A 20,443-nucleotide genomic window follows, 5' to 3' on the forward strand; every position below is an offset into this window, starting at 1 on the left:
CGCCGACCGCTCCGACGTGGACCGCTGCCCCTCGCGTGGCCTTTTCCGCATCTCCCTTCACGCCGAGAGGTCCCTTTTCCCATGCTCCGTCAGTCCCTCATATCGCGCCGCGTGGCCGCGGTCGCCGTCAGCGTCGTTCTGGCCGGGGGCGCCGCCGCCTGCGGGCCCGCGGACGGCGCGGACAAGGCCTCGACCGGCGACAAGCCGGGCGCCACCGGGTCCGCCCCGCAGAAGGGCGGCACCCTGACCGTCCTCAACGCCGAGCCGCAGAGCGACTTCGACCCGGCCCGCCTGTACACCTCCGGCGGCGGCAACGTCCCCTCGCTCGTGTTCCGCACGCTCACCACCCGCAACCGCGAGGCGGGCCCGGCCGGCGCCAAGGTGGTGCCCGACCTGGCCACCGACCTCGGCAAGCCCAACGCCGACGCCACCGAGTGGACGTACACCCTCAAGGACGGGCTGAAGTACGAGGACGGCTCGCCGATCACCACCGCCGACATCAAGTACGGCATCGAGCGGTCCTTCGCCGCCGAGCTGTCGGGCGGAGCCCCGTACCTGCGCGACTGGCTGGTCGGCGGGGAATCGTACGAGGGCCCGTACAAGGACGGCGGCAAGGGGCTCGACTCGATCGTGGTCCCCGACGCGAAGACGATCGTCTTCAAACTCCGCAAGCCCGAGGGCGAGTTCCCCTTCCTCGCCACCCAGACGCAGTTCGCGCCCGTGCCCAAGACCAAGGACACCGGGGTCAAGTACGAGGAGAAGCCGGTCTCCTCGGGCCCGTACAAGGTCGTCAAGAACGAGAACGACGGCGAACAGCTCACCCTGGAGCGCAACGAGAACTGGGACGAGAAGACCGACGAGGAGCGCAAGGCCTACCTGGACCGGATCGAGGTCCGCTCCGGGCTCGACGCGGCGGTCATCAACCAGCGCCTGTCCACCAGCTCCGGCGCCGACGCGGCCGCCATCACCACCGACACCAACCTGGGCCCGGCGGAACTCGCCCAGATCGGCGCCAACAAGGAGCTGGAGGGCCGCGTCGGCACCGGGCACTTCGGCTACGTCAACTACCTCGCCTTCAACCCGAAGATCGCCCCCTTCGACAACCCGAAGGTCCGCCAGGCCATCTCCTACGCGATCAACCGCACCAGCGTCATCAACGCGGCCGGCGGCTCCGCCCTCGCCGAACCCGCCACCACCTTCCTGCCCGAGCAGGAGGCCTTCGGCTTCACCCCGTACGACCACTTCCCGGCCGGCAAGACCGGAGACCCGGCCAAGGCCAAGGAACTGCTGGCCGAAGCGGGCTTCAAGGACGGGCTGACCATCACGCTCACCCACTCCAACGCCCAGAACCGGCAGACCAGCCCCGAGGTGGCCACCGCCGTGCAGCAGGCGCTCGCCGCCGCCGGGATCACCGTCAAGCTGGAGGGACTGGAGAACAACGCCTTCAACGAGAAGCGCTGGGACGTCAAGAACACCCCCGGCTTCTTCCTCTCCCGCTGGGGCGCCGACTGGCCGTCCGGCGCTCCCTTCCTGGCCCCGATCTTCGACGGCCGCCAGATCGTCACCAACGGCACCAACTACAACCACGCGCAGCTCAACGACCCGGCCGTCAACGCCGAGATCGACGAGATCGCCAAGCTGACCGACCTCGCGGCCGCCGGCAAGCGCTGGGGCGCCCTCGACAAGAAGATCGGCGAGCAGGCCCTCGACGTCCCGCTCTTCCACCCGGTCTACAAGCGGCTCGTCGGCAAGGACGTCAAGAACGTCGTCATCAGCGACTGGACCGGCGTCCTCGACATCTCGCAGGTCTCGGTCAAGTGACGCTCCTCGTACCGCATTCGGCGGCCGGGCCCGGGGTCAGTGCCCCGGGCCCGGGCGCCGGGCGGCAGGTCTGGCGGCGGCTGCGCGGACGGCCCTCGGCCGTGGCGGCCGCCGCCGTCCTGGCGCTCCTCGTGCTCCTCGCGCTCGCCGCACCGCTGCTCGCCCAGCTCACCGGCCAGGACCCGAACGCCTACCACGACGAGCTCGTCGACTCCGCGCGCGGGGGCGTCCCGCTCGGCTCCTTCGGCGGGATATCCGGCGAGCACTGGCTCGGCGTCGAACCGGGCACCGGCCGCGACCTGTTCACCCGGCTGCTCTACGGGGCCCGGATCTCCCTGCTCGTCGCGCTCGGCGCCACCGTCGTCCAGGTCCTCGTCGGGGTGACGGTCGGGCTCGCCGCCGCCCTCGGCGGCCGGTTCGCCGGACAGCTCGTCAGCCGGGTCACCGACGTGATGATCGCCCTTCCCCTGCTGGTGATCGCCGTCGCGCTCACCGCCGTCGTCCCGCCCGGGTTCCCGCGGCCGCTGCTGCTGATCCTCGTCATCGGACTGCTCGACTGGGGCGGCCTCGCCCGGATGGTGCGCGCCCAGACCCTCTCCCTCAAGGAGCTGGACTTCGTGGACGCCGCCCGGCTCTCGGGCAACGGCACCCTGCGGATCGCCCGCCGGGAGCTGCTGCCCTCGCTGGCCGCGCCCGTCATCACCCTCGCCGCGATCAAGGTCCCCACCGCCATGGTGGTCGAGGCCTCGCTCTCCTTCCTCGGCGTCGGCGTGAAGCCGCCCACCCCCTCGTGGGGGCAGATGCTCTCCAGTGCGCAGACCTGGTTCCGCGCCGACCCCACCTACGTCCTGCTCCCCGCCGGGCTGCTCTTCGTCACCGTGCTCGCCTTCACCGTGCTCGGCGACGCCGTCCGCACGGCCCTCGACCCGCGCGAGGACTCGCGGCTGCGGGTCGGCACCAGAAAGGAGCGCAGGGCGTGATCCGCTTCGTGCTCAAACGGACCGGCGGCGCACTGCTCGTGCTGCTCGCGCTGTCCGTCGTGATCTACGCGCTCTTCTACCTCGTCCCCAGCGACGCCGCCCGCCTCGCCTGCGGGGAGCGCTGCAATCCGGCGCAGATCGCCCAGGTGCGCGAACAGCTCGGGCTGAACGAGTCGACCGTCGCCCAGTACCTGAAATTCCTCCAGGGGCTGGTGGCGGGCCGGGACTACTCCGGCGGCGCCGGGCTCGTCCTGCACTGCGACGCGCCCTGCCTCGGATTCTCGTACCAGAACGACCAGCAGGTCACCGAACTGCTGCTGGAACGGCTCCCCGCCACCCTGTCGCTGGCGCTGGGCGCCCTGGTGATCTGGCTCGTGATCGGCGTCGGCACCGGACTGCTCTCCGCGCTGCGCCGGGGCGGCCTCACCGAGCGGGCCCTGACCGTGCTCACCCTCGCCGCCAGCGGAACCCCCGTCTTCATCCTCGGGCTGCTGCTGCTCATGGCCGTCTGCGCCTACCTGCAGTGGCTGCCCTTCCCCACGTACGTCCCGCTCGGCGACGACCCCGAGCAGTGGGCGTGGAACCTGCTGCTGCCCTGGGTGGCCCTCGGCTTCTTCGAGAGCGCCAAGTACGCCCGGCTGAGCCGCAGTTCCATCCTGGAGACCCTCGCCGAGGACCACATCCGCACCTTCCGCGCCTACGGGGTGGGGGAGCGGGCCGTCGTCACCCGGCACGCCGTGCGGGGCGCGGTGGCCCCGGTGATCGCACTCAGCGCCGTGGACTTCGGCACCATGATCGGCGGCGCCGTGCTCACCGAGTCGCTGTTCGGGATCCCCGGGCTCGGCAAGACCCTCATCGACGGCGTACGCGTGGTGGACCTCCCCGTGGTGGTGGGCGTGGTGCTCGCCATCGGCGCGGCCGTGGTGCTCGCGGGGGTCGTCGCCGACGTGCTGTACGCCGTCGCGGACCGAAGGGTGGTTCTGGCATGACACAGGCTTCGCTGGTGGAGGTCGGCGGCCTCACCGTCGACTTCCCGGTCGGCCGGCCGGGGGAGTACGTACGGGCCGTGGACGGGGTGTCCTTCACCCTGGAGCCCGGCTGCGCGCTGGGCATCGTAGGGGAGTCCGGGAGCGGCAAGTCCACTGTTGCAGCAGCCCTGTTGGGGCTGCACCACGGGACCGGGGCGCGGCTCGGCGGCACCGTCCGGGTCGGCGGCACCGACGTGGGCGCGGCCTCGCCGGCCGAGCTCCGGGCGCTGCGCGGGGCCGTCGCCGCGATGGTCTTCCAGGACCCGCTGAGCTCCCTCGACCCGTACTACGCCATCGGCGACCAGATCGCCGAGGTGTACCGGGTGCATGCCGCTGTGTCGCGGCGTGCGGCCCGGGCGCGGGCGGTCGAGGTGCTCGACCGGGTGGGCATACCCGACGCAGCGCGCCGCTCCCGGGCGCGGCCGCACGAGTTCAGCGGGGGCATGCGGCAACGGGCCCTGATCGCCATGGCGTTGGCGTGCGAGCCGCGGCTGCTGATCGCGGACGAGCCGACCACGGCGCTCGACGTCACCGTCCAGGCGCAGATCCTCGACCTGCTGCACGGGCTGCGGGAGGAGCGGGGGCTCGGGCTGCTGCTCGTCACCCACGACGTGGGGGTGGCGGCGGAGAGCGTGGACGCGGTGCTGGTGATGAGGGCGGGGGTGGTGGTCGAGCGGGGCTCGGTGGAGTCCGTGCTGTCGGCTCCGGCCGATCCGTACACCGCTGCGCTGCTGGCGGCCGTGCCGAGGCTGGACGCGGTGCGGGTGCCCCGGCCGGGGGCTGTACGGGCGCTGCCCGGGCCCGCGCCTCAAACGCCGGCGGGGCTGCATTTGCTGGATGCGGTGCCCGTCGTCGAGGCCTTCTCGTTGCGGAAGGAGTTCGGGCGGGGGAAGCGGCGGGTGGAGGCCGTGGGTGGGGTTTCGGTGGTCGTGCGGGCGGGGGAGACGCTCGGGATCGTCGGGGAGAGCGGGAGCGGGAAGAGCACGCTCGGGCGGATGCTCGTCGGGCTGCTGGAGCCCAGCTCCGGGCAGATCCGGCGGGACGGGGTGGAGAGTGCGGGCGTGGTGCCCGGGGTGCAGATGGTGTTCCAGGACCCGGTGTCCTCGCTCTATCCGCGGCGTTCGATCGGCGAGTCCATCGCGGATCCGCTGCGCGCGGCGGGGGAGCGGGACCAGGGGGCGATCCGGGCCCGGGTCGGCGAACTGCTGCTCCGGGTGGGCCTGGAGGAGGCGCACTACGACCGGTACCCCCACGAGTTCAGCGGAGGCCAGCGCCAGCGCGTCGGCATCGCCCGGGCCCTCGCGCCCCGGCCCCGGCTGATCGTCTGCGACGAGCCCGTCTCGGCCCTCGACGTGACCACGCAGGCGCAGGTCACCGCCCTGCTGGCCGAGCTCCAGCGGGAGCTCGGCATCGCCCTGGTCTTCATCGCGCACGACCTCGCCGTGGTCCGCCAGGTCAGCGACCGGGTCGCGGTCATGCGGGGCGGGGTGATCGTGGAGGAGGGCCCCGTCGACGAGGTCTACGACCGGCCCGCGCACGCCTACACCCGGGAGCTGCTCGCCGCCGTCCCGTCCCCCGACCCGGAATCGGCCGCCGCCCGCAGGCTCGGCCGGCGCCGTTCCGGGGGAGTGCTCGCGGGGGCCTCGTAGAACCGCTCCCCGGTAGTGCGCAGACCGGTTCTCAGTAGTTCCTAGCGTGCTCGAACGCGAACCGTACGGGAAAGTTACGACTCTTCACCCCTTCCGGTGGCGCGACGGACAACCGTCCGTCGCGCCTTCGGCATATCCGCTTGAGTTCGTATCCGGCGGGTCGCCGGACCGACGGAGACCGCCTGAAACGGGAGATCGGGGGTGCCACTCGTGCGGATCGGACTGCTCACGGAAGGTGGTTATCCGTATGCGACGGGGGAAGCGAGGCTGTGGTGCGACCGGCTCGTGCGCGGGCTTCCCCAGCACGAGTTCGAGCTCTACGCCCTGAGCCGCACCGCGGAGCAGGAGGAGCGCGGCCGGGTGCCGCTGCCCTCCCACGTCACCCGGGTGCTGACCGCCCCGCTGTGGGCGCCGGCCGACGACGGGCGCAGCTACCGGCGCCGCGAGCGCCGTCGCTTCGCCGCCGCCTTCACGGACCTGGTCCGCGGGATCTGCGGGGCCGACCCCGCGCGGTTCGCGGACGGGCTGTACGGGCTGGCCGGGCTCGCCTGGGACCAGGGCGGGCTGTACGCGGCACTGCGCTCCGAGACGGCCGTACGGGCCGTGGAGTCCGCCTGTCGCGCCCCCGAGGCGAGCAGGGCCGTACAGCGGGCGCAGGTCGCGGACCTGCTGGAGTTCGTGGACGAACTGGAGCGGATGCTGCGGCCGTTGTCCCTCGACTGGTACGAGGACCTGCGCGAGGTCGACGTCTGCCACGCGGCTGCGGGCGGGGTCGCGGCGATCCCCGGGCTCCTGGCCAAACGCTTCTTCGGGGTACCGCTCCTCGTCACCGAGTACGGGGTCCAGCTCCGGGCCCACTACCTGGAGCACTCCGTGCACTCCGCGCGGGAAGAGCGGCCGGCCGTACGGGCCCTGCTCGCGGCGTTCCACACCCGGCTGGCCGGCGAGATCTACTCCCAGGCCGACCTGCTCACCCCCGGCAACGCGCACGCCCGGCGCTGGCAGGAACGCTGCGGGGCCTCGCGGGAGCGGCTGCGCACGGTCTACCCCGGGATGGAGGCGGACCGATTCGCCACGGTGGGCGAGGACGCCTCGTGCGGGGACCCGTACACGCTGGTCTGGGTCGGCCGGGTGGACCCCGCCAAGGACCTGATCGGCCTGCTGCACGCCTTCGCCGAGGTGCGCAGGGCCGAACCGCGGGCCCGGCTGCGGATCTTCGCGGCGGCGGCCCCGGCGGAGAGCCGCGGCGCCGACGCCGTCGGGCACGGTTACCTCTCCGACTGCCGCTCGCTCGCCGCGCAGCTCTTCCCCGACGAGGCCGCCGACGCGCACGCCGTCGGCGAGAACCCGGTCACCTTCGAGGAGATCGGCGGACCCGAGGTGCCGTCCCCGGCCGACGCGTACGGATCGGGGCGGGTGGTGGTGCTCTCCTCCGTGATCGAGGGCTTCCCCATCACCCTGGCCGAGGCGATGTTCTGCGGGCGCGCCACCGTGTCCACCGACGTCGGAGCCGTCGTCGAGGTGATCGGCGGGACCGGGCTCGTGGTGCCGCCGCGCAATCCGCGCGCGCTCGCCGAAGCCTGCGTCACGCTGCTGAAGGACCCCGAGCGGGCCCAGCGGCTCGGATCGGCCGCCCGGGCCCGGGCCCTCGAACTCTTCACCGTCGAGCAGAACGTGGCCGCCTTCCAGGAGTCCTACCTCCGGCTGCTCGCCCGCGGCCCGGCCCGCCCCGAGGGCGCCGGAGTCCCCTTCGAACAGCCCCCGGAGGCCCGGGTCCCGGGCCACTGGGCCACCCCGACCTGGGCCGCCCCCCACCCCGCCCCGGACTCCTCCGCGCCGGTCCCCTCCGCCGCCCCCGGTACGCCGGCCCCCCGGGACGGGACCGATCCCCCGGACCCCGCACCGGCCGTCACCCCGGACCGGCCCCGCCCCACGGACTCCGGTCCCGCCGAGGGAGCCCTCCCGGGCGCGGGCCGCGTCGTGGTGGCCGGCGTGCGTGCCGTGCGTGCCGCCGGTTCGGAGGCCTCCGCATGACCGTGCCGCTGGACGAAGCCGTTCCCCTCGATCCGCCGCCGCCGCGCAGGGCGCGCTCCGGCGGGGATCCCGTCAAGGCGCTGCTCCACCGGCACCGTGAGCTCTGCGAGCACGCCGTGGACCCGCTGGAGATCGCCGCCGGGCTGGAGGCGCACGGCATCACCGACCGCACCGCCGCCCGGTTCCGGCACCGGGACGTCTTCTCCCTCGCGGAGGAGCTCTACGCCCGGACCCCCCGCAACGGCACCGCACCCGCCCCGGCGGCCGGGATCCCGGTCCGAGCCGAGGCGGTACGGGGCTTCGGCTACGCGCTGCTGCCCGGGGCCCTCGCCCTCGGCGCGGCCGCCGCCGGGCTGCCCTGGGCCGGTGCGCTGGCGGTGCTCGTCACCGTCGCCGCGCTCGGGCGGCCCGGCCGGGCCGCCGGGGGCCGGTTCCCCGCCGCCGTGCACCTGCTGGCCGCAGCCGCCCTCGGCTGGGCCGTCCACCGGCACGGCACACCGCTCGGAACCGCCCTGGCCGTGGCCGTCGCCCCCGGACACCTGGCCGGCTCCTTCTTCGCGGCCCGCGCCCGGCGCAGGCTCGCCGGGAGCCGGGCCCTGGAGGACTTCGCCGACGGGGTGAGACCGCTGCTCCTCGGGACGCTCGCGCTGTACGCCGCGGCCGCCGCGGGAGCGGCCGCACTGGCCGGGACCTCCCTGGCGGTGGCCGTACCGCTCGCGGTGCTGCTCCTCCTGACCCGGCTGCTGCTCGGGCACGGAGCCCCCCGCGGAGCCCTGGCGGCGGCCCTGGCCCTCGTACTCGCCCTGCTCCCGGTCCCGGCGGCGCCGTTCGCCGCCGCGGCGGGAGTGCTCGTACCCGCCGTCCTCGCGCTGTCGCGGGCCTCCGCGCACGCACGGCGGCCCTGAACCCTTCGGAAGCAGACACCGAAGCGCCGTACCCCCCGCCCGCTCGACCCGTCCAGCAAGGAGAAACAGGAAATGACCGGCCAGCCAACCAACCAAGGGGACGCGCGATGAGGGTGCTGCTGATCGGAGCCAACGGATACCTCGGGCGCTACGTCGCGGACCGGCTGCTCGCCGACCCCGCCGTGCAGCTCACCGCGCTCGGCCGGGGCGACGACGCCGACGTCCGCTTCGACCTCGCCACCGGCAGCCCCGGCGCGCTCACCCGCTTCCTCGACGCCGTCCACCCGGGCGTCGTCATCAACTGCGCGGGAGCCACCCGCGGCGGCGCCCGGGAGCTGACCCGGCACAACACCGTCGCCGTCGCCACCATCTGCGAATCGCTGCGGCGCAGCGGCTGCGGCGCCCGGCTCGTCCAGCTCGGCTGCGCCGCCGAGTACGGGCCCAGCCAGCCCGGTTCCTCCACGGCCGAGGACGCCGTGCCCAGACCGGGAGGGCCGTACGGGGTCAGCAAACTGGCCGCCACCGAGCTCGTCCTCGGCTCCGGGCTGGACGCCGTCGTCCTGCGGGTCTTCTCTCCCGTCGGCCCCGGCACCCCCGCCGGATCCCCCCTCGGCCGGCTCGCCGAGGCCATGCGGCGGGCGATGCAGTCCGGGGACGGCGAGCTCAAGCTCAGCGGACTCGGCGTGCAGCGCGACTTCGTCGACGTACGGGACGTGGCCCGGGCCGTGCACGCCGCCTCGCTGTCGGCGGCCCAGGGCGTGGTCAACATCGGCACCGGCCGGGCGGTCCGGCTGCGCGACGCGGCCGCCGTGCTGGCCCGGGTCGCGGGGTACGGCGGCTCGCTGAACGAGATCGACGTACCGCAGCACGGACAGCACGCCCAGCACCCGCAGGCGCACGGGCACCCGGGCCGGCCCGCCGGGCTCGCCGCCATCGGCTCCCCGCGCTCCGAGGCCACCGCCGAGCAGCTCGCCGCGGCGACGGCCGCCCAGCCGCCGTACCCCTACCCGGACGGCTGCGGAGCCTGGCAGCAGGCGGACGTCCGTACCGCCCGCGACCGGCTCGGCTGGCGGCCCCGGATCAACCTGGAGGAATCCCTCGCGGACATCTGGATGGAGGCGGCGTGCCGCATCTGACCACCCCGCCGGCGGCCGGCCAGGCCGTCACCGAGGCGGGCCGGCCGGGCCTGGGCGTCCCCGGGTACGCGCACCCGCTGCTGGCACCGGTGGAGTGGGCCGAGCTGACCCGGCCCGGGACGCCGCTGCACTGGGCCGTCCTCAACGTCGCGGACGGGCCGGGCGGCCGGCCCGACCTGCACTGCACCGAGGCGGCCGCGAAGCTCCGCGGCGCGGGCGGCGCGGTCCTCGGGCACCTCGCGATGCGGGGCGGGGAGCGGTCGTTCGGGGAACTCGTCTCGGACGCCCACCGCTTCCGGGACTGGTACGGGGCCGACGGCTTCTACCTCGCGGACGCCCCGGCCGGGAAGGCGGAGCTGGCCTCCGTGCGCCGGGTCGCGGACACCCTGCGGGGGCTCGGCGAGGGCCTGCGGATCGTCCTCGGCCACGGGACGCACCCCTGCGAGGGGTACACGGAGGCCGCCGACCAGCTGGTCACCTTCTCCGGGAGCTGGGCGGACTACCGCTGGTCGCAGGTGGCGGAGTGGACGGCGGACCATCCGCCGGAGACGTTCTGCCACCTGGTGCACGGAGTACCGCGCACGCACCTGGAGGAAGCGCTCCGGATCGCCCGCTGGCAGGGCGCGGGGACCATCTGGTTCACCGACCGCCGCGGGGCCGCTCCCCTGGACCCGTGGGCCTCGATGCCCGGGTACTGGGACGAAATCGTCTCGCGGATCGGACCGGGTGTCTCGGAATGAAGGAGGGCGTGGCAGTGTTACGGGAAGAACCACCGTTAAGACTTAATCATCTACGGAGTCCCCGTGTCGCTGCCACCCCTGGTAGAGCCAGCTGCTGAGCTCACCGTTGACGAGGTCCGTCGGTACTCCCGCCACCTGATCATCCCCGATGTGGGGATGGACGGCCAGAAGCGCCTGAAGAACGCCAAGGTGCTGGCCGTGGGCGCGGGCGGCCTCGGCTCGCCCGCCCTCATGTACCTGGCCGCGGCCGGTGTCGGCACGCTGGGCATCGTGGAGTTCGACGAGGTCGACGAGTCGAACCTGCAGCGCCAGATCATCCACAGCCAGGCGGACATCGGCCGTTCCAAGGCCGAGTCGGCCCGCGACAGCGTGCTGGGCATCAACCCGTACGTGAACGTGGTCCTGCACGAAGAGCGGCTCGAAGCCGACAACGTGATGGAGATCTTCAGCCAGTACGACCTCATCGTCGACGGCACGGACAACTTCGCCACGCGCTACCTCGTGAACGACGCCTGCGTGCTGCTGAACAAGCCGTACGTGTGGGGCTCGATCTACCGCTTCGACGGCCAGGCCTCGGTCTTCTGGTCCGAGCACGGCCCGTGCTACCGCTGCCTCTACCCGGAGCCGCCCCCGCCGGGCATGGTCCCGAGCTGCGCCGAGGGCGGCGTGCTGGGCGTGCTCTGCGCGTCCATCGGGTCCATCCAGGTCACCGAGGCCATCAAGGTCCTCACCGGCGTCGGCGAGCCGCTGGTCGGCCGCCTGATGATCTACGACGCCCTGGAGATGCAGTACCGCCAGGTCAAGGTCCGCAAGGACCCCGACTGCGCGGTCTGCGGTCCGAACGCGACCGTCACCGAGCTCATCGACTACGAGGCCTTCTGCGGCGTCGTGTCGGAGGAGGCCCAGGAGGCCGCGCTCGGCTCCACGATCACTCCCAAGCAGCTCAAGGAGTGGATCGACAACGACGAGCCGATCGAGATCATCGACGTCCGCGAGATCAACGAGTACGAGATCGTCTCGATCCCCGGCGCGAAGCTGATCCCCAAGGGCGAGTTCCTGATGGGCACCGCCCTCCAGGACCTGCCGCAGGACAAGCGCATCGTCCTGCACTGCAAGACGGGTGTCCGCAGTGCGGAAGTCCTCGCGGTCCTGAAGTCCGCGGGCTTCGCCGACGCGGTCCACGTCGGCGGCGGCGTCATCGGCTGGGTCCACCAGATCGAGCCCGAGAAGCCGGTCTACTAGTCCCACCAGCAGTGCCCGGAGGGGCCGTACGTCGCGCGAGCGAGGTACGGCCCCTCCGGCGTGTTCCGGCCTAGACCGGCGAGGTCGGTGCCGGGGACTTCGACGCCGTGCAGACCGTGCCCGCGCCGGGGGCCTTGCCGTCGAGCAGGTAGGAGTTGACGGCCTGCTGCACGCAGGGGTCGCCGCTGTTGTAGGCGCCGTGGCCCTCGCCCTTGAAGGTCAGCTCCACGCCGACGCCGGGGCCGAGCCGCTCCACCATCTTGCGGGCGCCCTCGTACGGGGTCGCCGGGTCACCGGTGTTGCCGATCACCAGGATGGGCGCCGAGCCGGGGGCGGAGACGTCCGGGGTGTTCCAGGCGCCGGCGACGGGCCAGTCGGTGCAGCCCATCATGGCCCAGCCGAGGAAGTCCCCGAAGACGGGCGAGGCGGCCCGGAACTCGGGCAGTTTCGCCTTGGTCTGCGCGAGCGTGTAGCGGTCCTTGGAGTCGGCGCAGCTGATGGCCGTGTTGGCCGAGCCGATGTTGCTGTAGGTGCCCTTCGGGTCGCGGCCGTTGAGGGCGTCGGACATGGCGAGCAGCAGCTGCCCCTGGCCACCCTCGGCCTCGTCCAGGCCCTGTTCCAGCAGCGGCCAGGCCTCCTTGGAGTACAGGGCGAAGGCGATGCCGTTGGTCGCGGAGTCCTCCGTGAGCAGCCGGTCGCCCGAGCCGGGGATGGGCTCGGCCGCCAGCTTCTTCTGGAGCTTGATGATGTTGGCCTCGATCTCCTTGGCCGTGCTGCCCTGAAGCTGGCAGGAATCGCCGCGGTCCACGCAGTCCTGGGCGAAGTTGCCGAGCGCGAGCTGGAAGCCCTTGGCCTGGCCGAGGGCGCCCTGCTCGGAGTTCTTCGTCGGGTCGACCACGGCGTCGAAGACGGCCCGGCCGACGTTCTTGGGGAAGAGGTGGGCGTAGACCCCGCCGAGTTCGGTGCCGTAGGAGATGCCGAAGTAGTACAGCTTGTCGTCGCCGAGGGCCTGGCGGATCCGGTCCAGGTCGCGGGCCGCGTTCTCCGTGCCGACGTGGGGCAGCACCTTGCCGGACTTCGCCTCGCAGGCCTCCTTGTACTTCTTGGAGGTGGCGAGGAACTGCTGCTCCTCCTCCGGCGTCGAGGGGCTGGAGTCGGAGGCGTAGTACGCGTCCAGCTGCTTGTCGTCCTCGCAGAGGACGGGCGCGCTGCGGCCCACCCCGCGCGGGTCGAAGCTGACCAGGTCGTACCGCTCGCGCAGGGCGGCGTAGTCCTTCGCAGCGCCGGGCAGGCTGGTGATGCCGGAGCCGCCGGGGCCGCCGAAGTTGAAGACGAGCGAGCCGATCCGCTTGTCCCGGTCGCGGGCCTTCGCCCGGATCAGGGCCAGCGGGATCGTCTCCCCTTCCGGCTCGGCGTAGTCGAGGGGCACGTCGAGGACGGCGCACTGCCAGTCCTTGCCGGGGACCTGCCCGCCGCCCTCGGCCGCGGTGGGTGCCTGGCAGTCCCCCCACTTCGGCTTCTTGATGCCCGCCGCGGCCCCGTCCTTGCCCCTCTTCTCCTGGTCTGCGCCGTCGGAACAGGCACTGGTGGCGAGCAGAGCGGCGGCAACGGCGGTGGCAGCGGCGACCCGCAGGGCGTGTGTCGGCATGGCTTCATCCTCGACGCGCCCGGCCGGTCGCGCCCCCGCGCTGACCCATCCGGGGGACGGGCGGCGCGGGGGCGGAGAGGGGGGGGAGGCGGTCGGTCAGTGCGCCGCGGTCGCCGCGGGGATGTCGACGGCGGCGGCCCTGCGGGCCGGCCAGAGGGAGGCGAGCAGGGCCCCGGTCAGGGCGAGGAGCACTCCGAGGGCGAGCCGTCCCCAGGGGATGACCAGGGCGTATCCGGTGACGCTCTCCTGGAGGGTGTTGCCGAGGGCCCAGCCCATGAAGACGCCCATGACCGTGCCGACGGCCGCTCCGAGGGCGCCGACGAGGAGGGCCTCGATGCGGATCATCCGGGTCACTCCGGCGCGGTCCAGGCCGAGGGCGCGGAGCGTGCCGATCTCCTTGCGGCGTTCGAGCACGGACATCGCCAGGGTGTTGGCGATGCCGAGGGCGGCGATCACCAGGGCCATGCTGAGCATCGCGTAGAAGATGTTCAGCTGGTCGCCGATGCCGCTGGTGTCCTCGGCCCGGACGGCCTCCTTGTCGAGGACGGACAGGGCGGGGTTGTCGCCGAGCGCCTTGACGATGCTCGCGTGCTGGGCCCGGCCGGGTCCGCCCGCGGTGGCCACGACGATCGAGTCGGTGTGCGGGGTCGCGTCGTAGCGGGCGACCAGGGAGTCGGGTGCGGTGATGCTCGGCAGCACCTTGCTCTGCTCGTCGGCCCGGTAGATCGCGCCGATGGTGACCTCGCCCCGCTTGTCCTGGCGTTCCAGGGGGAGGGTCTGGCCGACCTTCCAGCCGTTCGCCCGGGCCTTGTAGTCGGCGACGGCGACCTCGCCCCGGCCGAGGCCGTCGAGGGAGCCCGCGGTCACCTCGTAGCGCAGGAGGCGGCCGATGGCGGTGGGGTCGACGCCGGTCAGGACGGAGCGGACGCCGCCGATCCGGTACTCGGTGGACTGGTTGAGGGGGCTGTACGTGGCACCGGTCAGCTGCTTGAGGGGCTCGGCGGTGGCGGGGGTCATCCGCGGACCGCCCGAGGGGGCCTGCACCAGGTAGTCGCCGGTGATGTCACGGGTGGTCGCGCCGTCGAGGTACTGGGTGGCGGAGGCACCGAGGACGGACAGGCCCGAGGCGAGCGCGAGGGCGATGGCGAGCGCCGCGGCGGTGGCGCCCGTACGCCGCGGGTCGCGCACGGTGTTGCGGGCGGCGAGGTCTCCGTGCACCGGGCTGAAGCGGAGCAGCAGCGGGCGGAGCAGGGTGGTGAACGGCCGGGACAGGAGCGGGATGAGGCCGATCGCGCCGGTCAGGGTGAGGGCCGCGCCGAGGCCGATGACGGTCCGGGCGTCGCTGTCGCCCCAGAGGGCCCCGTACAGGGTCGCGGCGGCTCCGGTGGCCAGCAGGGCCGTGCTGAGCCGGGTGCGCAGGGAGCCGACGCGCGCCGGCGCGGCGGGTTCGGCGGCGCCGAGCGCGGCGACGGGCGGGATGGCCATGGCCCGGCGGACCGGCACCCAGGCGGAGATCACGGGCAGGACGGTGCCGACCACCAGGGCGATGACCACGGTGGCGGGGGAGAGGACCAGCGGGGCTGCCGGGCTGGTGGCGGAGGAGAAGAGCCACTGGAGCAGGGCGGCGACCCCGGTGCCGGCCAGGATGCCGGCCACGGAGGCGATCAGGCCGACGAGGACGGACTCGGTCAGCAGGATCCGGCGGACCTGCTTGCGGGTGGCGCCGACGGCCCGCATCAGGGCCAGTTCCCGGGTGCGCCGCGAGACCAGCATGGTGAAGGTGTTGGAGATCAGGAAGGTGGCCACGAACAGGGCGACCGCCGCGAAGCCCACCATGATCTGGCTCATGGTGTCGCTGCCGCTGGAGGCCATGTTCGCCTGGATCCGGGCCAGCTGGGCGCCGGTGACCGCGGTGGAGTCCTGGGGGATCACCGCTTCGACCTTGCCCAGGAGCTGCGTGACGTCGGTGCCGGAGGCGGCCGTGACTTCGATGTCCGTGTACCGGCCGGGCTCCAGGAACTGCCGCTGTGCGGTGGCTTCGTCGAAGAGCACGAGGCTGCCGCCGGGGGAGAGCTTCGAGGCGTCGGTGCGGAAGACCCCGCTGAGCCGGTACGAGGCGGCGCCGGTGCTCGTGCCGACGCGGACGGTGTCCCCGACGCGGTAGCCGCCCCGGGCGGCCGAGGCCTCGTCGAGGGCGACGGCCTGGCCGCCGACCGGGCCGGAGCCCTCCTCGAAGGCGTAGGCCGGGTCCCTTCCGTCCTTGCCCGGGGCGAAGTTGCCGCCCTTGCGGAACTCGCCGCTGCCCAGCAGCCGGCCCTCGCGGTCGGCGACGGCGGCGAAGCCGTTGACCCGGCCCGCGGCGGCGGCGACCCCGGGGAGCTCGGCCAGGGCAGCCGCGGTACGGGCGTCGAGGGTGGCGGGCGGCCCGCCCGGCACGGTGTTGGGCGAGACGTTGAGGGCGATGCGGTCGTAGCCGGCGCTCGCCCGGTCGGTGGCGGCCTGCTTCTGGCTGTCGCCGTAGACGAGGCTGCCGGTGACGAAGGTGACCCCGAGCATGACCGCGAACACGGTCATCAGCAGGCGGGCCTTGTGCGCGAGCACGTTGCGCAGGGCGGTACGGAACATGGGGATGCGGATCCTGGGAGGCGGGCCCGGAGAGCGGGCGGACGGCTGGTGCGGGGTGCGCGGCGCGGCGCGGAGGGGGTCAGCTCGTGCGGGAGCGGGCGTCGAACGCCTTCATCCGGTCCAGGACCCGGTCCGCGGTGGGCCGGAGCATCTCGTCGACCAGCCGGCCGTCGGAGAGGAAGACCACGCGGTCGGCGTATCCGGCGGCGAGGGGGTCGTGGGTGACCATGACCACGGTCTGCCCCAGCTCGCGCACCGAGTCGCGCAGGAAGCCGAGTACCTCGGTGCCGGCACGGGAGTCGAGGTTTCCGGTCGGCTCGTCGCCGAAGACGATCGCCGGCCGGGAGACCAGGGCCCGGGCCACGGCGACGCGCTGCTGCTGCCCGCCGGAGAGCTGGCCGGGGCGGTGGCCGAGGCGGTCGGAGAGCCCGGTCATGGCGACCACGTGGTCCAGCCACTGCCCGTCGGGACGGCGGCCGGCGATGGTCATCGGGAGCGTGATGTTCTCCAGCGCGGTCAGCGTCGGCAGCAGGTTGAACGCCTGGAAGACGAAGCCGATCCGGTCCCGGCGCAGCCGGGTGAGCTGCTCGTCGTTCAGGCTGCCCAGCTCGGTGGTGCCGATGCGGACGGAGCCGGAGCTGAAGGAGTCGAGCCCGGCCGCGCAGTGCATGAGGGTGGACTTGCCGCAGCCGGAGGGGCCCATGATCGCGGTGAACTCGCCCTCGCGGAAGGAGATGTCGACCCCGTCCAGGGCGACGACCCGGGTGTCACCGCTGCCGTAGACCTTCGAGAGGCCGGTGGCGGAGGCCGCGACGCCGGTCGGTGCGGGGTGCGGGTGCGGGGCAAGGGGGGCGGTCACGGGGACTCCTCTTCGGGCGCGGGAAGCTGCACTCCGAAGGGTGTCCGGGGGAGGTATCGACGGCCCGGGGCACCGGGTATCGGGGGGTGCTCCGGTGTGTATCGGTCCGGTAGCGGCCGGGCCGTCGCTGCGCGGGGCGAGGTCCCCCACCCGCCCTTCGCCCGTTCCCCGGGGCGGTGCCCCGGACCCCCTCGGGGCTGAGGGTAGGGCGGTCGGGGTTCAGTGCGGCAGGTGCAGCGTCGCGACCGCGCCGCCGTCCGGGGCGTTCTCGAAGCGGAGTTCGGCGCCGAGCACCCGGGCCTGGCCCACGGCGATGGTGAGGCCCAGGCCGTGTCCGGTGCCGCGCTCGGCCGCACCCGTCTGGAAGCGGCGCGGGCCGTCGCGCAGCAGGTCCGCGGGGAAACCGGGGCCGTGGTCGCGTACGACGACCGTGCGGTCCTCGACGGTGACCCGCACCGGGGCCGTCCCGTGCCGGTGGGCGTTGACGACGAGGTTGCCGACGATCCGCTCGAGGCGGCGCGGGTCGGTCTCCACGCTCCCGGCCGGCCCCGGGGCGTCCACCTCGGTGGGCAGGCCGGTGCGCGTCACGGCCTCCGAGACGACCGCGGCGAGCGGAACCCGGGCGTGGACGGGGAGTTCGGCGCCCGCGTCCAGCCGGGAGACCTCCAGCAGGTCCTCGACGAGGCCGCGCAGATCGCGGACCCGGGCCCGGAGCAGGTCCTCCGTCTCGCCGGGCGGCAGCAGGTCCGCGGTGGCCAGCAGGCCGCCGACGGGGGTGCGCAGCTCGTGGGCCACGTCCGCGGTGAACCGGCGTTCGTCGCGCAGTTTGCGGCCGAGGGTGTCGGCCATGAGGTCGACGGTGGCGGCGATGTCGTCCACCTCGTCACGGCCCCGGGTGGGACCGGTCCGGGCGTCCAGGTCCCCGCGGGAGATCCGGACCGCGGTCTGGGAGACCCGCCGCAGCCGGTGGGAGAGCGCCCCGGCTCCGTAGGCCGCGAGGGGTGTGGTGACCGCGAGGGCGATCAGCGAGGCCACGGCCATGGTCAGGTCGAGCCGGTACAGCTCGCGGAACTCGGTGTGGATGGTGATCTGGACGGCCAGGATCGGACTGCCCGGTCCGCCGACCCGCTGGGCACCCCAGACCGTCGGCTCGGTGCTCCCCGGGACGTTGCCGCCGTAGGACACGTGCGCGTCGTCGTCGGTCGGTCTCTGCAGTGCGTAGGGCAGTTCGGCCGGATCGAGCCGGGCATCGCTCGGGAGGGTCCCGGAGCGGCGGTAGACGTCCGCGGCCGAGGTCACGGCGTTGAAGGCCTGCCGTTCGGCCCGGTGGCGGATGTCGTGTTTGGTCCAGACGTGCACCAGCAGGCCCACCACCAGCGCGACCAGGCAAGCCGTCGCCGCGGCCAGGGCGGCGATCTTCCAGCGCAGGGTCACCCGGGGCTGTCGCGGCTGATCGGAGAAGGGCATGGAGGTCAGCGCCTGAGCTTGTAGCCGAAGCCGCGGACCGTTTCGATCCGGTCCCGGCCGAGCTTGCCGCGCAGCCGCTGCACGCACAGGTCCACGACCCGGCTGTCGCCGTCCCAGCCGTAGTCCCAGACGTTGCGCAGCAGGGTGTGCCGCTCCAGCACGATGCCCGGGTGGGCGGCGAACTCCAGCAGCAGCTTCAGCTCGGTCGGGGTGAGCGCCACCGGGGTGCCGCCGATGGAGACGTCCAGGCCGCCGGTGTGGATGGTGAGGTCCCCGAAGGTCAGCAGTTCGCCCTCGGCGGGTCCCGGCTCTTCGGCCGTGGCAGTTCCGGCCGCCGGGGCGTAGGTGGCCCGGCGCAGCAGCGAGCGGATGCGGGCCACGAGCACGTTGGTGTCCACGGGTTTGACGACGTAGTCGTCCGCCCCGGCCTCCAGGCCGGAGACGATGTCCAGTCCGTCGCCGCGGGCCGACATCATCAGGACCGGGACCAGGCTGGTCTCCCGGACCTTGCGGCACAGGCCGATCCCGTCGAGACCGGGCAGCATCACGTCGAGGATCAGCAGGTCGAACTCCTCGTCGCGGAAGTTCTCCAGGCCCGTGAGTCCGTCGGCGGCGGCCCGCACCGTGTACCCGTAGCGCTCCAGGGCGACGGTGAACGAGCGGCGCATCAGCTCGTCGTCCTCCACCAGCAGGACGCGCACGGGTCGCGGGGCGGGGGTGGACACGGGGGCGGCTCCTGTTCGGCGGCGGCTACGGGTACCTGGACGGGTTCCCAGGGGAACGATAGGCCCGCGGAGCGCGTGGTTCCGTGCACCGCGGGCCTGTGGAGGGATCGGATGGCCGGCCGAGCGTCCGCTGATACCCGCCCGATACGAAGGCCGAAGCCCCAGGCCCTACGGCTGCGCCAGGATCTGCTTCGCCGCCGCGCGCCCCGTCGCGACGCAGGCGGCCACGCCCACGCCCTCGTACGCCGCTCCGCACAGGGCGAGGCCCGGGAGCTTGCCGGCGGCCTCGCGGATGCGGGCGATCCGCTCGCGGTGGCCGACCCCGTACTGGGGCAGGCCCCGGTCCCAGCGGGTGACGCGGGTGGCCAGGGGTTCGCCCATGGGGCCCACCGCGTGGTGCAGCTCGGCGATGGCCGAGCGGATCAGGTGGCGGTCGGGGCGGCCGAGCAGCGCGTCCTCGCCGATGCGGCCGATGGAGGCGCGCAGCACGAAGGTCTCGGGGGCCGCGTCGTGCAGCCAGGACCACTTGTTGGAGAGGAAGGAGGCGGCCTTCAGGGTGTGGCCGTCGACCGGCGGGACCAGGAAGCCGTTGCCCTGGGGGAGGAAGTGGGCCTGGGCGCGGGAGAAGGCCATGGTGATGACGGCCGTCGAGGCGTGCGGGATCGAGGAGAGCTCCTCCTCGGCGATCGGGGAGTGCGGGCGCAGCAGCTCCGCCGCCGCGAAGGCGGGCAGGGCGAGGATCACCGCGTCGGCCTCCATCGTCAGCGCGCCGTCGCCGGTCATGGCCTGGACGCGCCAGCGGCCGCCGGTGCTCTGCTGGAGCGAGCGGGCCGTCGTACCGGTGAGGATGCGGGCTCCGCAGGCTTCCGCGACGGCCGCCGGGAAGCGCCCGGTGCCGCCGACGACGCCCTGGACGGCGACGGCCCCCGAGCGGGGTGCGCCGGCCGCGCGCATCCGGCGCAGGGCCGGGAGGAGCGGGGTGCCCTGTTCCGCGAGGGCGGCGATCCGGGGCATGGCGGCGCGCAGCGAGAGCCGCTCGGCGAGGCCGGCGTAGACGCCGCCCAGCATGGGTTCGATCAGCCGGTCGACGGCCTCCTGGCCGAAGCGGCCGCCCAGGTACTCGGTGACCGAGCAGTCCTCGGTGAGCGGGGTGGCCGGGAGGGTCTCCTCGGCGGCGACGCGGGCGACGCCCTCGGGGGAGAGCAGCCCGGTGCCGACGAGGGCGGAGGGGTCGGTGGGGACGCCCATCACGTGTCCGGCGGGCAGCGGGCGCAGGGCGCCGTTGGTCCAGATGGTGGTGGGGGCCTTCGCGGGATCGCAGAGGGCCTCGCCGAGTCCGACGGCGGCGGCCAGTTCCACGGCCTCCGGGCGCAGGGCCATGAGGGACTCCGCGCCCTCGTCGACGGTGATGCCGGCGATGGTGCCGGTCCGGAGCTTCCCGCCGACCTTGGCGTGGCTCTCCAGGACGGTCACATCGGCCTGGCCGCGCAACTGCCACGCGGCGGCCAGACCGCTGATTCCGCCACCGATGACGATCACTGAACGCATTGTGTTCTCCCGGGGCCGAGGCCGTGGTCGATATGT

Annotated in this window: 15 protein-coding genes; 9 read left to right on the forward strand and 6 right to left on the reverse strand. The window is 73.7% G+C overall.

The window, feature by feature from the left end; genetic code table 11:
- Positions 1-81 precede the first annotated feature (81 nt).
- From NLX94_RS18250 to moeZ, 9 genes are all read left to right on the forward strand, one after another.
- Positions 82-1,821 carry an ABC transporter substrate-binding protein gene (locus NLX94_RS18250; protein WP_254384014.1) on the forward strand — a complete coding sequence of 580 codons (1,740 nt, stop codon included), beginning with the start codon at positions 82-84 and terminating at the stop codon, positions 1,819-1,821.
- Positions 1,818-2,801 (forward strand): ABC transporter permease, encoded by a 984-nt coding sequence (locus NLX94_RS18255; protein ID WP_254384016.1) that lies wholly within the window; start codon positions 1,818-1,820, stop codon positions 2,799-2,801. Before NLX94_RS18250 ends, NLX94_RS18255 begins: the two co-directional genes overlap by 4 nt.
- Complete coding sequence (locus NLX94_RS18260; protein ID WP_254384017.1) at positions 2,798-3,790, forward strand: ABC transporter permease; 993 nt, start codon at positions 2,798-2,800, stop codon at positions 3,788-3,790. The genes NLX94_RS18255 and NLX94_RS18260 overlap by 4 nt, the downstream gene beginning before the upstream one ends.
- A complete protein-coding gene (locus NLX94_RS18265) occupies positions 3,787-5,478 on the forward strand; it encodes an ABC transporter ATP-binding protein (RefSeq protein ID WP_254384018.1) in 1,692 nt (563 codons plus the stop codon). The genes NLX94_RS18260 and NLX94_RS18265 overlap by 4 nt, the downstream gene beginning before the upstream one ends.
- Before the next feature lie 210 nt (positions 5,479-5,688).
- Positions 5,689-7,512 carry a DUF3492 domain-containing protein gene (locus NLX94_RS18270; protein WP_254384363.1) on the forward strand — a complete coding sequence of 608 codons (1,824 nt, stop codon included), beginning with the start codon at positions 5,689-5,691 and terminating at the stop codon, positions 7,510-7,512.
- A complete protein-coding gene (locus tag NLX94_RS18275; RefSeq protein ID WP_254384019.1) occupies positions 7,509-8,417 on the forward strand; it encodes a hypothetical protein in 909 nt (302 codons plus the stop codon). The genes NLX94_RS18270 and NLX94_RS18275 overlap by 4 nt, the downstream gene beginning before the upstream one ends.
- 107 nt (positions 8,418-8,524) lie before the next feature.
- Positions 8,525-9,553 (forward strand): NAD-dependent epimerase/dehydratase, encoded by a 1,029-nt coding sequence (locus NLX94_RS18280; protein WP_254384020.1) that lies wholly within the window; start codon positions 8,525-8,527, stop codon positions 9,551-9,553.
- Positions 9,541-10,293, forward strand: coding sequence for a spherulation-specific family 4 protein (locus tag NLX94_RS18285; RefSeq protein ID WP_254384021.1), 753 nt, complete (start codon positions 9,541-9,543; stop codon positions 10,291-10,293). The genes NLX94_RS18280 and NLX94_RS18285 overlap by 13 nt, the downstream gene beginning before the upstream one ends.
- Before the next feature lie 63 nt (positions 10,294-10,356).
- Complete coding sequence (gene moeZ / locus NLX94_RS18290) at positions 10,357-11,535, forward strand: adenylyltransferase/sulfurtransferase MoeZ (protein WP_254384022.1); 1,179 nt, start codon at positions 10,357-10,359, stop codon at positions 11,533-11,535.
- A 70-nt stretch (positions 11,536-11,605) separates the two neighbouring features.
- Here moeZ and NLX94_RS18295 read toward each other — a convergent pair whose 3' ends face one another.
- The 6 genes from NLX94_RS18295 to hemG form a co-directional block, all read right to left on the reverse strand.
- On the reverse strand, positions 11,606-13,183 hold the full coding sequence (locus tag NLX94_RS18295) for an alpha/beta hydrolase (RefSeq protein ID WP_254384024.1): 1,578 nt from the start codon (positions 13,181-13,183) through the stop codon (positions 11,606-11,608).
- A gap of 96 nt (positions 13,184-13,279) precedes the next feature.
- Positions 13,280-15,808, reverse strand: a complete 2,529-nt coding sequence (locus tag NLX94_RS18300) for an ABC transporter permease (protein ID WP_254384026.1) — start codon at positions 15,806-15,808, stop codon at positions 13,280-13,282.
- A gap of 79 nt (positions 15,809-15,887) precedes the next feature.
- Positions 15,888-16,667, reverse strand: coding sequence for an ABC transporter ATP-binding protein (locus tag NLX94_RS18305; protein ID WP_254384027.1), 780 nt, complete (start codon positions 16,665-16,667; stop codon positions 15,888-15,890).
- A gap of 219 nt (positions 16,668-16,886) precedes the next feature.
- Positions 16,887-18,134 carry a HAMP domain-containing sensor histidine kinase gene (locus NLX94_RS18310; RefSeq protein WP_254384028.1) on the reverse strand — a complete coding sequence of 416 codons (1,248 nt, stop codon included), beginning with the start codon at positions 18,132-18,134 and terminating at the stop codon, positions 16,887-16,889.
- A 5-nt stretch (positions 18,135-18,139) separates the two neighbouring features.
- Complete coding sequence (gene cseB / locus NLX94_RS18315; protein WP_308402453.1) at positions 18,140-18,859, reverse strand: two-component system response regulator CseB; 720 nt, start codon at positions 18,857-18,859, stop codon at positions 18,140-18,142.
- Positions 18,860-19,027: 168 nt separating this feature from the next.
- Positions 19,028-20,407: a protoporphyrinogen oxidase gene (hemG, locus tag NLX94_RS18320; RefSeq protein WP_254384029.1), complete on the reverse strand. Its 1,380-nt coding sequence runs from the start codon at positions 20,405-20,407 to the stop codon at positions 19,028-19,030.
- Positions 20,408-20,443 lie beyond the last annotated feature (36 nt).

The sequence above is a fragment of the Streptomyces sp. TBY4 genome (genome assembly GCF_024213195.1).
Taxonomy (GTDB): Bacteria; Actinomycetota; Actinomycetes; order Streptomycetales; family Streptomycetaceae; genus Streptomyces.

Bases quoted from the DNA above. Each gene is read 5' to 3' on its own strand.
- NLX94_RS18295 (WP_254384024.1), bottom strand. From the start codon at position 13,183: ATGCCGACACACGCCCTGCGGGTCGCCGCTGCCACCGCCGTTGCCGCC.
- NLX94_RS18310 (WP_254384028.1), bottom strand. From the start codon at position 18,134: ATGCCCTTCTCCGATCAGCCGCGACAGCCCCGGGTGACCCTGCGCTGG.
- NLX94_RS18275 (WP_254384019.1), top strand. From the start codon at position 7,509: ATGACCGTGCCGCTGGACGAAGCCGTTCCCCTCGATCCGCCGCCGCCG.
- NLX94_RS18265 (WP_254384018.1), top strand. From the start codon at position 3,787: ATGACACAGGCTTCGCTGGTGGAGGTCGGCGGCCTCACCGTCGACTTC.
- NLX94_RS18300 (WP_254384026.1), bottom strand. From the start codon at position 15,808: ATGTTCCGTACCGCCCTGCGCAACGTGCTCGCGCACAAGGCCCGCCTG.
- NLX94_RS18250 (WP_254384014.1), top strand. From the start codon at position 82: ATGCTCCGTCAGTCCCTCATATCGCGCCGCGTGGCCGCGGTCGCCGTC.
- NLX94_RS18280 (WP_254384020.1), top strand. From the start codon at position 8,525: ATGAGGGTGCTGCTGATCGGAGCCAACGGATACCTCGGGCGCTACGTC.
- hemG (WP_254384029.1), bottom strand. From the start codon at position 20,407: ATGCGTTCAGTGATCGTCATCGGTGGCGGAATCAGCGGTCTGGCCGCC.